This is a genomic window from Streptomyces sp. MS191 (assembly GCF_008042125.1).
In the GTDB taxonomy this organism is placed as follows: Bacteria; Actinomycetota; Actinomycetes; order Streptomycetales; family Streptomycetaceae; genus Streptomyces.
The window spans coordinates 93,872-106,583 of record NZ_RDBI01000066.1; the positions used below are offsets into that span (position 1 = coordinate 93,872).

General features: G+C 74.2%; 14 protein-coding genes and 1 pseudogene. 12 read left to right on the forward strand and 3 right to left on the reverse strand.

Features of this window, described 5'->3' with window-relative positions; translation table 11 throughout:
* Positions 1-157: 157 nt before the first annotated feature.
* The 4 genes from EAO71_RS29005 to EAO71_RS29020 all read left to right on the forward strand — a co-directional run bounded on the left by EAO71_RS29005 (position 158) and on the right by EAO71_RS29020 (position 4,898).
* Positions 158-910 carry a hypothetical protein gene (locus EAO71_RS29005; protein WP_147980772.1) on the forward strand — a complete coding sequence of 251 codons (753 nt, stop codon included), beginning with the start codon at positions 158-160 and terminating at the stop codon, positions 908-910.
* Between the two features lie 191 nt (positions 911-1,101).
* On the forward strand, positions 1,102-2,949 hold the full coding sequence (gene glmS / locus EAO71_RS29010; protein WP_147980773.1) for a glutamine--fructose-6-phosphate transaminase (isomerizing): 1,848 nt from the start codon (positions 1,102-1,104) through the stop codon (positions 2,947-2,949).
* Between the two features lie 78 nt (positions 2,950-3,027).
* The gene (locus EAO71_RS29015) at positions 3,028-3,396 is read left to right on the forward strand and encodes a holo-ACP synthase (RefSeq protein WP_147980774.1); all 369 of its coding nucleotides are present in this window, start codon (positions 3,028-3,030) and stop codon (positions 3,394-3,396) included.
* Between the two features lie 68 nt (positions 3,397-3,464).
* The gene (locus EAO71_RS29020) at positions 3,465-4,898 is read left to right on the forward strand and encodes an NAD(P)H-hydrate dehydratase (RefSeq protein ID WP_147980775.1); all 1,434 of its coding nucleotides are present in this window, start codon (positions 3,465-3,467) and stop codon (positions 4,896-4,898) included.
* Here EAO71_RS29020 and EAO71_RS29025 read toward each other — a convergent pair.
* The gene (locus tag EAO71_RS29025) at positions 4,888-5,388 is read right to left on the reverse strand and encodes a DUF6882 domain-containing protein (protein ID WP_147980776.1); all 501 of its coding nucleotides are present in this window, start codon (positions 5,386-5,388) and stop codon (positions 4,888-4,890) included. The two genes, EAO71_RS29020 and EAO71_RS29025, sit on opposite strands and share 11 nt — an antisense overlap.
* Positions 5,389-5,532: 144 nt before the next feature.
* A pseudogene (locus EAO71_RS40165) lies at positions 5,533-5,625 on the reverse strand (alanine racemase); the annotation flags it as partial.
* 46 nt (positions 5,626-5,671) lie between these two features.
* Here EAO71_RS40165 and alr point away from each other — a divergent pair.
* From alr to EAO71_RS37950, 4 genes are all read left to right on the forward strand, one after another.
* Positions 5,672-6,850, forward strand: a complete 1,179-nt coding sequence (gene alr / locus EAO71_RS29035; protein ID WP_147980777.1) for an alanine racemase — start codon at positions 5,672-5,674, stop codon at positions 6,848-6,850.
* 132 nt (positions 6,851-6,982) lie between these two features.
* Complete coding sequence (locus EAO71_RS29040; RefSeq protein ID WP_147980778.1) at positions 6,983-8,224, forward strand: alpha/beta fold hydrolase; 1,242 nt, start codon at positions 6,983-6,985, stop codon at positions 8,222-8,224.
* A 10-nt stretch (positions 8,225-8,234) separates the two neighbouring features.
* Entirely contained in the window at positions 8,235-8,735 is a 501-nt protein-coding gene (tsaE, locus tag EAO71_RS29045) for a tRNA (adenosine(37)-N6)-threonylcarbamoyltransferase complex ATPase subunit type 1 TsaE (RefSeq protein WP_147980779.1), read from the forward strand.
* Positions 8,736-8,856: 121 nt separating this feature from the next.
* Positions 8,857-9,021, forward strand: a complete 165-nt coding sequence (locus EAO71_RS37950) for a hypothetical protein (RefSeq protein WP_187282870.1) — start codon at positions 8,857-8,859, stop codon at positions 9,019-9,021.
* Positions 9,022-9,149: 128 nt separating this feature from the next.
* Here the strand turns inward: EAO71_RS37950 and EAO71_RS29050 are convergent, their stop codons facing one another.
* A complete protein-coding gene (locus EAO71_RS29050; protein ID WP_147981312.1) occupies positions 9,150-9,689 on the reverse strand; it encodes a hypothetical protein in 540 nt (179 codons plus the stop codon).
* A 370-nt stretch (positions 9,690-10,059) separates the two neighbouring features.
* Between EAO71_RS29050 and tsaB the strand changes: the two genes are divergently transcribed.
* From tsaB to EAO71_RS29070, 4 genes are read left to right on the forward strand one after another with little or no spacing between them, the layout of a single operon-like run.
* Positions 10,060-10,713 carry a tRNA (adenosine(37)-N6)-threonylcarbamoyltransferase complex dimerization subunit type 1 TsaB gene (gene tsaB, locus EAO71_RS29055; protein WP_147980780.1) on the forward strand — a complete coding sequence of 218 codons (654 nt, stop codon included), beginning with the start codon at positions 10,060-10,062 and terminating at the stop codon, positions 10,711-10,713.
* Between the two features lie 50 nt (positions 10,714-10,763).
* On the forward strand, positions 10,764-11,228 hold the full coding sequence (gene rimI, locus EAO71_RS29060; RefSeq protein WP_147981313.1) for a ribosomal protein S18-alanine N-acetyltransferase: 465 nt from the start codon (positions 10,764-10,766) through the stop codon (positions 11,226-11,228).
* The gene (tsaD, locus tag EAO71_RS29065; RefSeq protein ID WP_147980781.1) at positions 11,228-12,334 is read left to right on the forward strand and encodes a tRNA (adenosine(37)-N6)-threonylcarbamoyltransferase complex transferase subunit TsaD; all 1,107 of its coding nucleotides are present in this window, start codon (positions 11,228-11,230) and stop codon (positions 12,332-12,334) included. Before rimI ends, tsaD begins: the two co-directional genes overlap by 1 nt.
* Complete coding sequence (locus EAO71_RS29070) at positions 12,331-12,600, forward strand: hypothetical protein (protein ID WP_187282871.1); 270 nt, start codon at positions 12,331-12,333, stop codon at positions 12,598-12,600. The genes tsaD and EAO71_RS29070 overlap by 4 nt, the downstream gene beginning before the upstream one ends.
* The last annotated feature ends 112 nt before the right edge of the window (positions 12,601-12,712 follow it).

Sequence of the window (12,712 nt, forward strand, 5' to 3'; positions counted from 1 at the left end):
ACGGGGGTGTCCGCCGGGCCGTCAGCCGCCCACCGGCGGCCCGGTCCGGGGCGCCGGCCGGTTGCGATCGGGTGCCGAAGCGGCACCCGATCACCGGCGGCTCCTCCCGCTGCATAGGGTTCACACAGATTCGCGGGCCCCAGAAGAGAGTTGACCCATGAGAGCCACCGTCCTCCGCCGTACCGTCGCCGCCACCGCCGCTGCCGCCTCGCTGGCCCTGGCCCTCACCGCCTGCAGCTCGGACGGCGACGCCAAGCCGAAGGGCGAGGACCCCGCCTCCGCCTCCGCGTCCGCGGCCCCCGACGTGAAGGCGCTGCCCGCCGCCCAGCTGGAGAAGCTCGTCGTCGAGCAGGCGGACCTCAAGGGCTACCAGGTGCAGAAGGCCAAGGCCGCGGAGGTCGTCACCGCCGGCGACGTCGGCGCCGACAAGCCCGCGTGCGAGCCGCTCGCCGAGATCATGTCCTCCGCCGCGGCCGGCGACCCCGGCTCCTCCGCCCAGCGCAAGGCGATAGAGGTCCGCAAGGACACCTCCGCCTCGCCGGACGACATCATGGGCGCGCTGGGCGCGCCGGTGACCTCCGTGACGCTCGGTTCGTACGGCGGCGAGGGCGCCGTGAAGACCTTCGCCGCGCTGAAGGACGCCGGCACCGCGTGCGCGGGCGGCTTCCAGGTCACGTCGAGCGGCACGAAGACCAAGGTCTCCAAGGTCGCCCCCGAGTCCGTGACCGCCGGCGAGGAGGCCCTGGCCTGGACCGTCACCAGCGACCTGGACGGAGAGCCCTTCGTCAGCAAGCTCGTCGTCTTCCGCAAGGGCAACACGCTCGCGTCCTTCTCCACCATCAGCTTCTCCGGCACCGTCAAGGCGCTGCCGAAGTTCGTGATCGACGCGCAGGCGGCGAAGCTGGGCTGAGTCCGGCCACCCGGCCGTCCTCGGCCGCCAGGGGTGTCCTGCCGGGCTCACGGTGTCCCGGGGCGCCGTCCCCGGCGCTGTCGTCGGTCGTCATGGCTCGGCCACGCTTCGTCCTCCGCCGTGGATCCGAAGCCCCYGGACACCGCTCGCCGATCCGGCCCGATCGGCAGGACACCCCCTAGGCTGCCGCCATGTGCGGAATCGTGGGATACGTCGGCGGGCAGTCGGCGCTTGATGTGGTGATCGCGGGCCTCAAGCGGCTCGAGTACCGGGGCTACGACTCGGCCGGCGTCGCGGTGCTCGCCGACGGGGGGCTCGCCGCCGCCAAGAAGGCGGGCAAGCTCGTCAACCTGGAGAAGGAGCTGGTGGACCGGCCGCTGCCGAGCGGCTCCACCGGCATCGGACACACCCGCTGGGCCACCCACGGCGGGCCGACGGACGCCAACGCGCACCCGCACCTCGACAACGCGGGGCGCGTCGCCGTCGTCCACAACGGCATCATCGAGAACTTCGCCGCCCTGCGCGCCGAGCTGGCGGAGCGCGGGCACGACCTGGCGTCCGACACGGACACCGAGGTCGTGGCCCACCTCCTCGCCGAGGAGTTCTCCTCCTGCGGCGACCTGGCCGAGTCGATGCGGCTGGTGTGCCGGCGCCTCGACGGCGCGTTCACGCTGGTGGCGGTGCACGCCGACGAGCCCGACGTGGTCGTCGGCGCCCGCCGGAACTCACCCCTCGTCGTCGGCGTCGGCGAGGACGAGTTCTTCCTCGCCTCCGACGTGGCCGCGTTCATCGCCCACACCCGGTCGGCGATCGAGCTCGGCCAGGACCAGGTCGTACGGCTCGGCCGCGACGGCGTCGTCGTCACCGACTTCGAAGGGGCGCCCGCCGAGGTCCGGTCGTACCACGTCGACTGGGACGCCTCGGCCGCCGAGAAGGGCGGCTACGACTACTTCATGCTCAAGGAGATCGCCGAGCAGCCGAAGGCCGTCGCCGACACCCTCCTCGGCCGGATCGACGCCGAGGGGCACCTGCGCCTCGACGAGCTGCGGATCCCGGACGCGGTGCTGCGGGAGGCCGACAAGGTCGTGATCATCGCCTGCGGCACCGCCTTCCACGCCGGCATGATCGCGAAGTACGCCATCGAGCACTGGACGAGGATCCCGTGCGAGGTGGAGCTGGCCAGCGAGTTCCGCTACCGCGACCCGATCCTCGGCCAGCGCACCCTCGTCATCGCGATCTCCCAGTCCGGCGAGACGATGGACACCCTGATGGCGCTGCGCCACGCACGCGAACAGGGTGCGAAGGTGCTCGCCATCTGCAACACGAATGGTTCGACCATCCCGCGGGAGTCGGACGCCGTGCTCTACACGCACGCCGGCCCCGAGGTCGCCGTCGCCTCCACCAAGGCGTTCCTGACCCAGCTCGTGGCCTGCTACCTCGTCGCGCTCTACCTCGGCCAGGTGCGCGGGACGAAGTGGGGCGACGAGATCCACGCGCTGATCCGGGAACTCTCGCGGATCGCCGACGAGGTCGAGCGGGTCCTGGAGACCATGCAGCCGGTGCGCGAGCTGGCCCGCTCGCTCGCCCACAAGAACACCGTGCTCTTCCTCGGGCGGCACGTCGGCTACCCGGTGGCCCTGGAGGGCGCGCTGAAGCTCAAGGAGCTCGCGTACATGCACGCGGAGGGCTTCGCGGCCGGCGAGCTCAAGCACGGGCCGATCGCCCTCATCGAGGAGGACCTGCCGGTCGTCGTGGTCGTCCCCTCCCCGAAGGGACGGTCCGTCCTCCACGACAAGATCGTCTCCAACATCCAGGAGATCCGGGCGCGCGGGGCCCGCACCATCGTGATCGCGGAGGAGGGCGACGAGGCCGTCGTCCCGTACGCGGACCACCTCATCCGGATCCCCGCGACGCCGACGCTGCTCCAGCCGCTGGTGTCGGCCGTGCCGCTGCAGGTCTTCGCCTGCGAGCTGGCGACCGCGCGCGGCAACGAGGTGGACCAACCGCGTAATCTCGCGAAGTCCGTGACGGTGGAGTGAGGACCGGGCGGTGAGGGCCGTGGGCCGTCGCCGGGCCGTCGCGGACGGACGACCGGCCGAGGACCGTGGGGTGGACGAATGATCATCGGGGTGGGGATCGACGTGGCGGAGATCGACCGCTTCGCCGCGTCGCTGGAGCGCACTCCCGGGCTGCTGCAACGCCTCTTCGTGGAGGGGGAGATGCTGCTGCCGAGCGGGGAGCGCCGCGGGCCCGCCTCGCTCGCGGCCCGCTTCGCCGCCAAGGAGGCGCTCGCGAAGGCGCTCGGCGCGCCGGCCGGCCTGCACTGGACGGACGCCGAGGTGTACGTCGAGGGCACCGGGCAGCCGCGGCTCCGGGTCCGCGGGACGGTCGCGGCGCGGGCGGCGGAACTCGGTGTGAAGAACTGGCACGTCTCGCTCAGCCACGACGCGGGCGTGGCCTCGGCGGTGGTGATCGCCGAGGGGTGAGCGGCGCGGCCGAGCGCCGTCCCGCGTCGGCCCGGCGGCCGTGGCCGGTCTGGGGCAGACTCCTGTCCATGCGTACCGCTTACCGCGTGGAGACCGTACGGGCCGCCGAGGCCGAGTTGATGGCGCGGCTGCCGGAGGGCGCGCTGATGCAGCGGGCCGCGGCGGGTCTGGCCGCCGCCTGCTTCTCGCTCCTCGGCCGCGGCCGGGTGTACGGGGCCAGGGTCGTCCTGCTCGTCGGCGCCGGGGACAACGGCGGCGACGCCCTGTACGCGGGGGCGCGGCTGGCCCGGCGCGGTGCGGGCGTCACGGCCGTCCTGCTCGGCGCGCGCGCCCACGAGGGCGGACTCGCGGCGCTGCGGGCGGCCGGCGGGCGGGTGGCGGACGACCCCTTCGAACCGTTGGCCACGGCCGATCTCGTCCTGGACGGGATCACCGGGATCGGGGGCCGTGGAGGGCTGCGGCCCGACGCCGTGCCGGTGGCGCGCGCGGCGCGCGGTTCCGACGCCGTGGTGGTGGCCGTCGACCTGCCCAGCGGCGTCGACGCGGACACGGGAGAGGTCGCGGGGGAGGCGCTGCGGGCCGACGCGACGGTGACGTTCGGGACGTACAAGCCGGGCCTGCTGATCGACCCGGCGCGGGAGTACGCGGGGGCGGTGCGGCTGGTGGACATCGGGCTCGGCGACGTCCTGCCGTCCGTGCCGGAGCTCCAGGCCCTCCAGCACGAGGACGTGGCCCGGATGCTTCCGGTGCCGGGCGCGGAGAGCGACAAGTACCGGCGGGGCGTGGTCGGCGTGGTCGCCGGGTCCGCGCGCTACCCCGGCGCGGCCGTACTGGCGGTGGCGGGCGCGCTGCGCGGCGGGGCGGGCGCCGTGCGGTACGTCGGGCCGGCGGCGGACGCCGTGATCGCCCGCTTCCCCGAGACGCTCGTGCACGCCGGCCCCCCGTCGAAGGCGGGCCGGGTCCAGGCGTGGGTGGTGGGACCGGGACTCGGCGACGGGCCCGGCGTCGAGGACGTCCTCGCCTCCGACGTGCCGGTGCTGGTCGACGCGGACGGGCTGCGCGACCTGCCGGCGCAGGCGGTGCGGGCCCGTACGGCCCCCACCCTGCTCACGCCGCACGCGGGCGAGGCCGCGGCGCTGCTGGGCGTCACGCGGGAGTCGGTCGAGTCGGGCCGGCTCGCGGCCGTACGGGCGCTGGCCGAGCGGTTCGGCGCGACCGTCCTCCTGAAGGGCTCGACGACGCTGGTGGCCCCGGCGGACGGGACGAGTCCGGTCCGGGTCAATCCGACGGGCACGTCGTGGCTGGCCACGGCGGGCAGCGGCGACGTCCTGTCGGGCCTGGCCGGCTCGCTGCTGGCCGCGGGCCTCTCGGCGCCGGACGCGGGATCGGCCGCGGCCTACCTGCACGGCCTGGCGGGCCGCCGCGCCGCACGGGGCACCCCGATCGCGGCGGCGGACGTGGCACACGCCCTGCCGGACGCCTGGCGCGACGTCACGTCGTAGGCCGGGGGCCCTCCGCGGCGGGCTCCAGATCATGGATCGCGAAGTGCAGCTGCGCGTCGTCCGCGGACTCCGCCCAGAGGCCGTCCGCGTCGAGCACGGAGGCGGCGACCACGCGCGCTTCGGCGACGAGCCCGGGGTCGTGGTCGAAGCCCGGCCACGGCAGCACCGGAAAGCCGTTCGCCTCTCCGTAGCGGCGCACCTGCCCGATGTCGCCCAGGACGGCCGACGGCAGCGAGGGATTGGCCCAGGCCCAGAGCCAGGTCCGCCGGGAGAGGCTCACACTGCCGATCATCGTGAGCCGTCCGGTGAGGAACGTCTTCCCCCCGCGGGACCACGTGATCCGCGCGTCGTCCATCGACCAGTGGTACTGGACGTCGCCCGACAGGCCGTGGCGCTCGATCATGAGTGCCTGTCGTGACCGGGCCCGCTCACGAGCCGCGAGCACGACGCCCTCCCAGTCGGAGTGGTCATGCTGCGAGCGGTCCTCCACCTTGCCTCCTCCGTACCGGSCTGTCGGGCGACGTCCAGTACCACTGGTCGATGGACGACGCGCGGATCACGTGGTCCCGCGGGGGGAAGACGTTCCTCACCGGACGGCTCACGATGATCGGCAGTGGTGGCCCCGGCGTGTGGCCCCGGCGTCCAGGGCGGCGCGGGCGCAGCGGACCGCGCCGTGTCCGTACGCGTCCGCCTTGACCACGGCCATCACCTGGGTGTGGGGCGACAGCCGGTGCCGACGGGCCCGGCGGCCCGCACCTGAGACACTGGGCGCGATGACTGAGACACCGCCGCCCCGCCGAGCCCGCGCCGAGATCGACCTCGGTGCGCTGCGTGCGAACGTGCGCACGCTGCGTGCCCGCGTCTCGCCCCACACCCAGGTGATGGCCGTGGTCAAGGCGGACGCGTACGGACACGGCGCGGTCCGCTGCGCCCGCGCCGCCCTGGACGCCGGGGCCACCTGGCTCGGTACCGCGACCCCGCACGAGGCGCTCGCCCTGCGCGCCGCCGGGATCACCGGACCGCGGATCATGTGCTGGCTCTGGACGCCCGGCGACCCCTGGGCCGAGGGCATCGAGGCGGACCTCGACATGTCGGTCAGCGGCATGTGGGCGCTGGAGGAGGTCGTCGAGGCGGCGCGGGTCACGGGCCGCACCGCCCGTATCCAGCTCAAGGCCGACACCGGCCTCGGCCGCAACGGCTGCCAGCCCGCCGACTGGCCGCAGCTCGTCGACCGGGCGCTGAAGGCGGAGAGCGACGGGCTCGTGAAGGTCACCGGCCTCTGGTCGCACTTCGCCTGCGCCGACGAGCCGGGGCACCCGTCCATCGGCGCGCAGCTCGACGTCTTCCGCATGCTGCTGGAGCACGCCGAGAAGGCCGGCGCCGAGCCCGAGGTCCGGCACCTCGCCAACTCGCCCGCCACCCTGACCCTTCCCGAGACCCACTTCGACCTCGTCCGGCCGGGCATCGCGATGTACGGCGTCTCGCCCAGCCCCGAGATCGGCTCGTCCGCCGACTTCGGCCTGCGCCCCGTGATGTCCCTCAAGGCCAGCGTCGCGCTCGTGAAGCAGGTCCCCGCCGGCCACGGCGTCAGCTACGGGCACCACTACGTCACCGAGCGCGAGACCCGGCTGGGTCTCGTGCCGCTGGGCTACGCGGACGGCATCCCGCGGCACGCCTCCGGGCGCGGCCCCGTCCTCGTCGGGGACCGGGTCCGTACGGTCGCCGGCCGGGTCGCCATGGACCAGTTCGTGGTCGACCTCGACGGGGACGCGGTGCTTCCGGGCGCGGAGGCGGTCCTGTTCGGCCCCGGCGACCGCGGCGAGCCGACGGCCGAGGACTGGGCCGTCGCCGCCGACACCATCGCGTACGAGATCGTCACCCGCATCGGCGCGCGCGTCCCGCGCGTCTACCTGAACGAGCGGGACGGCGCCGAGGCCGTGCCGGGGGAGTAGCGTCGACCGCCCGGCGAGCCGGGCGGGAGCTTCCGGCCAGGGCCCGGGCCGTCCCGGAACCCGCGCAGCACCCGAACGACCCGAGCGACGCGTGAGCGAACAGCGACCGGACCGAGGAACAGGGAGCGGAAAGTGAGCGAGTCCAGGCCCGACAACTGGCGACGCGCCGGGTTCGCCGGTGCCGCGATAGGCGTCCTGGCCGCCGGTGCGGCGGCCGGCGTCGCCGTCGAGCGGCTCACGGTGGGCCGGGGCATGCGGCAGAAGGCCCGCCTCGCCCTGGACGCCTCCGCCCCCTACGGGTCCCTTCGGGGCGTCTCCGGCAAGGCCCTCGCCGACGACTCCACCGCGCTCCACTACGAGATCGACGAGGTCGAGTCGGACGCCCCGGCCCCGCGCCGCCGTCGGCTCTTCGGCCGCAAGGCGCCCGCGCCCGTCACCGTCGTGTTCAGCCACGGCTACTGCCTGAGCCAGGACTCCTGGCACTTCCAGCGGGCGGCGCTGCGCGGCTTGGTCCGCACCGTGCACTGGGACCAGCGCAGCCACGGCCGTTCGGCCCGCGGGGTCGCGCAGTCCGGACCCGACGGTGTGCCCGTCTCGATCGACCAGCTCGGCCGCGACCTGAAGGCCGTCCTCGACGCCGCCGCCCCCGAGGGGCCGCTCGTCCTGGTGGGGCATTCCATGGGCGGCATGACGATCATGGCGCTGGCCGACCAGTACCCCGAGCTCATCCGCGAGCGGGTCGTCGGGGTCGCCTTCGTGGGCACCTCCACCGGGCGGCTGGGCGAGGTGAACTACGGGCTCCCGGTGGCGGGCGTCAACGCGGTCCGGCGGATCCTGCCGGGCGTGCTGAAGGCGCTCGGTTCGCAGGCGGAGCTCGTCGAGCGCGGCCGCCGGGCGACCGCCGACCTCTTCGCCGGCCTGATCAAGAAGTACTCCTTCTCGTCGCGGGACGTGGATCCGGCGGTCGCCCGCTTCGCGGAGCGGATGATCGAGTCCACGCCGATCGACGTGGTCGCCGAGTTCTACCCGGCCTTCGTGGAGCACGACAAGGCGGCGGCCCTCCAGATCTTCGGCGAGGTGCCGGTGCTCGCGCTGGCCGGCGACCGGGATCTCGTGACCCCCAGCTCGCACACCGAGACGATCGCCGACCTGCTGCCGGAGAGCGAGCTGGTCATCGTGCCCGACGCCGGCCACCTCGTGATGCTGGAGCACCCCGAGGCGGTCACCGACCGGCTGGCGGACCTGCTGGCCCGGGTCGGCGCGGTCCCGGGACCCGCGAGGTCCGCGGACGGAGCGGCCGCGGGCGGCAGGACGGCGCCGAGGGCGAAGGCCCCGCGCGCGCGGGCGACGAAGGCGGGCCCGGGCAACGGATAGGTTGGCCGCTATGGAAGCAGCGCTCAACCCGTCCTCCGGGGCCACCCTCTCCGTCGACTCGCCCGAGCGGATGCAGGAGGTCGGCCGCCGCCTCGCGAAACTCCTGCGCCCCGGTGACCTCGTCATGCTGACCGGCGAGCTCGGCGCCGGGAAGACGACCCTGACCCGCGGTCTGGGCGAGGGTCTCGGCGTGCGCGGTGCCGTCACCTCCCCGACCTTCGTCATCGCCCGCGTGCATCCGTCCCTCGTCGGCGGCCCGGCCCTCGTGCACGTCGACGCCTACCGCCTCGGCGGCGGCCTCGACGAGATGGAGGACCTCGACCTCGACGTCTCGCTGCCCGAGTCCGTGGTGGTCGTGGAGTGGGGAGACGGCAAGGTCGAGGAGCTCACCGACGACCGGCTGCACGTGCTGATCCACCGGGTCGCCGGCGACACCGATGACGACCGGCGCACGGTCGTGCTGCGCGGGATCGGGGCGCGGTGGGCCGATCAGGACCTGCGGATGGAATGACATACGGCTGAACGTACGTATGTTCCGACAAGGTGTCGGGAAGATGTTGCGTCGGTCCCACGAGCCGTGGTCACATGGACTCACGAGCTGGTTAGGTGTACCTAACCTACGGGAGGCATGCATGGCGACGCCAGAGCGCGCGGAGGACCGCATCTCGATGAGCGAGCTGCTCGCGTCCTGTGCCGCGGCGAGCGCGGTCTCGACCCCGCCGCGCCCCACCGAACCCGAGCAGGACGCGCGCGAGAGCGAGCACGAGCGGGAACGGGCGCGCCCCGAGGCCGCCTGATCCCGGAGCAAGCCGACGGCGCCCCGACCGGGTCCACCGGGCGGGTGCGCCGCACGTCGTCGCGGGGCCGGTCCCGGAACCAGAAGCGCCCGGACGCGCCCCAGGTGTCGACAACGTCCGGACAGGACCTAGGCGATGACGACGACCTTGGCGCCGATCGAGGCGAAGGTCCACATCGCGTCGCCGTCCGCCCGCTTCATCCGGATGCCGCCGGTCTTGCGCGACGGGTCGGGCTTCGGCAGCGAGTTGTCGACCGCGGCGCTGAAGCCGACCGAGACGTCCTGGACGGTCGCGAACCGCACGACGTGCTCGATCTGCACCCCGTCCGACCCGCGTACCGCGCCGGAGCGGGAGGAGACCGAGTAGGTCCCCGGCGCCGGGTTCACGGTGCTCGGCGCGACCGAGAAGGTGTGCGTGGCCTGGCCCTTCGCGTCCACCAGCCAGACCCGCTTCTCGCGCAGCGCGTAGACCACGCGCGCGCCGCTGCCGGAGTCCGCCGGGACGGCGAGGGGGTCCTTGGCCGGCTTCTGCGGCCCGCCGGTCGCGGTGGCCGACGGGGCCGAGTCCGGCGTCCTCGGCTTCGCCGCGAGATCGGCGGGCACGTTCGCCGACGCCTGGTAGGCGAGGAACGCGACCGCCGCGACCGCCGCGGCGGTGAGCCCGGCCACGAATCCCGAGCTGCTCCTAGCCACCGTGCCCACCTCTCCGCTCCGGGGCCGTCGGCCCGGGAGGTACCCCCACGTCAGTTTCGGTGGTGACGGTAGCAGCAGCGGCCCGGTGCCACCGGGGCGCCGTGCGGTGCGGAGCGCAGCAACGCGCCGTACGGACCGACGGGACGCCCCGGTCACGCGGTCCGGTGACGTCCTGCCCTGCCGGCCCGTGGGGCTCCGCGGGGCCCCTCGGCGTCGTCGGGGCGACGGGGCCGAGGTCGGCCCCGTGCGCCCCGGCTCCGCCTCGTCCCTGCCGCCCCGGGCCCCTCCGGCGTCGTCGCGGTGACCGTCGTCGGCCGGGACCTGTCCGGAGCCGTAGGCTGTTTGCGTGCTCTTGCTCGCCATGGATACCGCCACGCCCGCCGTCACCGTCGCCCTCCACGACGGCGAGTCCGTCCTCGCGGAGGCCCGGCAGGTCGACGCCCGCCGCCACGGGGAGCTGCTGCTGCCCGCCGTCGACCGGGTGATGAAGGAGGCCGGGCGCACGCTCGACGAGGTCACGGGCCTCGTCGTCGGGGTCGGACCCGGTCCCTACACGGGGCTGCGGGTCGGGCTGGTGACCGCCGCCACCTTCGCCTCCGCGCTCGGCGTGCCCGTCCACGGGCTCTGCACCCTCGACGGACTCGCCTACGCCTCCGGCATCGAGGAGCCGTTCGCCGTCGCGACGGACGCCCGCCGCAAGGAGGTCTACTGGGCTCGGTACGACGACTTCCGCACCCGGACCACCGACGCGGCCGTCGACCGCCCCGCCGAGATCGCCGAGCGGCTCGCCGGCCTCCCCGTGGTCGGTGCCGGCGCCCGGCTCTACCCCGAGGCGTTCCCCGACGCCCGCGACCCCGAGCACCAGTCCGCCGCCGCCCTGGCCGCCCTGGCCGCCGAGCGGCTCGCGGCCGGCGCGGACTTCCTCGACCCGCTGCCGATGTACCTGCGCCGCCCCGACGCGCAGGTCCCGAAGAACTACAAGGTGGTCACCCCCCGGTGACCGCCGCGACCGAGGGCACCGCCACCACCGCCGCAGCCGTGCTGCGCGGGATGCGCTGGTGGGACATCGCACCCGTGCTCGTCCTGGAACACGAGCTGTTCCCCGAGGACGCCTGGTCCGAGGGCATGTTCTGGTCCGAGCTCGCCCATGCCCGCGGCCCCCGCGCCACCCGCCACTACGTGGTCGCGGAGGACCCGGCCGACGGGCGGGTCGTCGGCTACGCCGGTCTGGCCGCCGCCGGCGGACTCGGCGACGTCCAGACGATCGCCGTCGCCCGCGACCAGTGGGGCAGCGGCCTCGGCGCCCGCCTGCTCACCGACCTGCTCCAGCACGCCACCGCCTTCGAGTGCGAGGAGGTGCTGCTGGAGGTACGGGTGGACAACACCCGGGCCCAGAAGCTGTACGAGCGCTTCGGCTTCGAGCCCATCGGCTTCCGGCGCGGCTACTACCAGCCCGGCAATGTGGACGCGCTCGTGATGCGACTGACCGTTCAAGGAACAGAGACGACTGACTGATGGCTGCTGACGAACCGCTCGTACTCGGCATCGAGACCTCCTGCGACGAGACCGGTGTCGGCATCGTCCGGGGCACGACCCTGCTCGCCGACGCCATCGCGTCGAGCGTCGACACCCACGCCCGCTTCGGCGGCGTGGTTCCCGAGATCGCCTCCCGGGCCCATCTGGAGGCGATGGTCCCGACGATCGAGCGCGCCCTGAAGGAGGCCGGGGTCTCCGCGCGCGACCTGGACGGCATCGCCGTCACGGCCGGGCCCGGCCTGGCGGGCGCGCTGCTCGTCGGCGTCTCGGCGGCGAAGGCCTACGCCTACGCGCTGAACAAGCCGCTGTACGGGGTGAACCACCTGGCCTCCCACATCTGCGTCGACCAGCTGGAGCACGGTCCGCTGCCCGAGCCGACGATGGCGCTGCTCGTGTCCGGCGGCCACTCCTCGCTGCTGCTCGCCCCCGACATCACGGCCGACGTCCGTCCGATGGGCGCCACCATCGACGACGCGGCCGGTGAGGCCTTCGACAAGATCGCGCGCGTGCTCGACCTCGGCTTCCCCGGCGGACCGGTGATCGACCGGCTCGCGAAGGAGGGCGACCCGAAGGCGATCGCCTTCCCGCGCGGCCTGTCGGGCGCGAAGGACCCCGCCTACGACTTCTCGTTCTCCGGTCTCAAGACCGCCGTGGCCCGCTGGATCGAGGCCAGGCGCGCGGCCGGCGAGGAGGTGCCGGTGCGCGACGTGGCGGCGTCCTTCCAGGAGGCGGTCGTCGACGTGCTGACCCGCAAGGCCGTCCGGGCCTGCAAGGACGAGGGCGTCGACCACCTGATGATCGGCGGCGGCGTGGCCGCCAACTCGCGGCTGCGGGCACTGGCGCAGGAGCGGTGCGAGCGGGCCGGCATCCGGCTGCGGGTGCCGCGTCCGGGGCTGTGCACGGACAACGGCGCGATGGTCGCGGCGCTGGGCGCCGAGATGGTGGCGCGCAACCGGCCGGCCTCCGATCTGGAGCTGTCCGCGGACTCCTCGCTGCCGGTGACGGACCCGCACGTGCCGGGCGCCGGCCACGGGCACTCCCACGACCACGTGCACGAGATCAGCAAGGGGAACCTGTACCCGTGACGACCGTGACGCTCATGTGGGAGGCGCGGGCGGTCCAGGGCCGCGGAGCCGAACTCCTGGAGTGGGCGCGGGCGCAGCAGCTGCCGTACGAGCCGGCGCGGCGGGAGACCTTCCGCGCGCCGCAGGACCGGGTCCTGGTGCTGACCTGGTGGGAGGCGGACTCGGTCTACGCCGAGCTGCCCGAGCTGCCCGAGCCGGACGCGGGCCTGATCACGCGTCCGGTGCACCGGTGGCGATTCGAATCCGTGGACACCGAGGCAACCTGACGGCCCCTCCCGGCATCAGACACCATGACGTAGGTCGTGTGTTCGGGTGCGTGAGGGTGTGGTTGGCGACGCCGTTGCCGAGGGCGGCGAGCGGGGCGAAGTACCGGTAGTC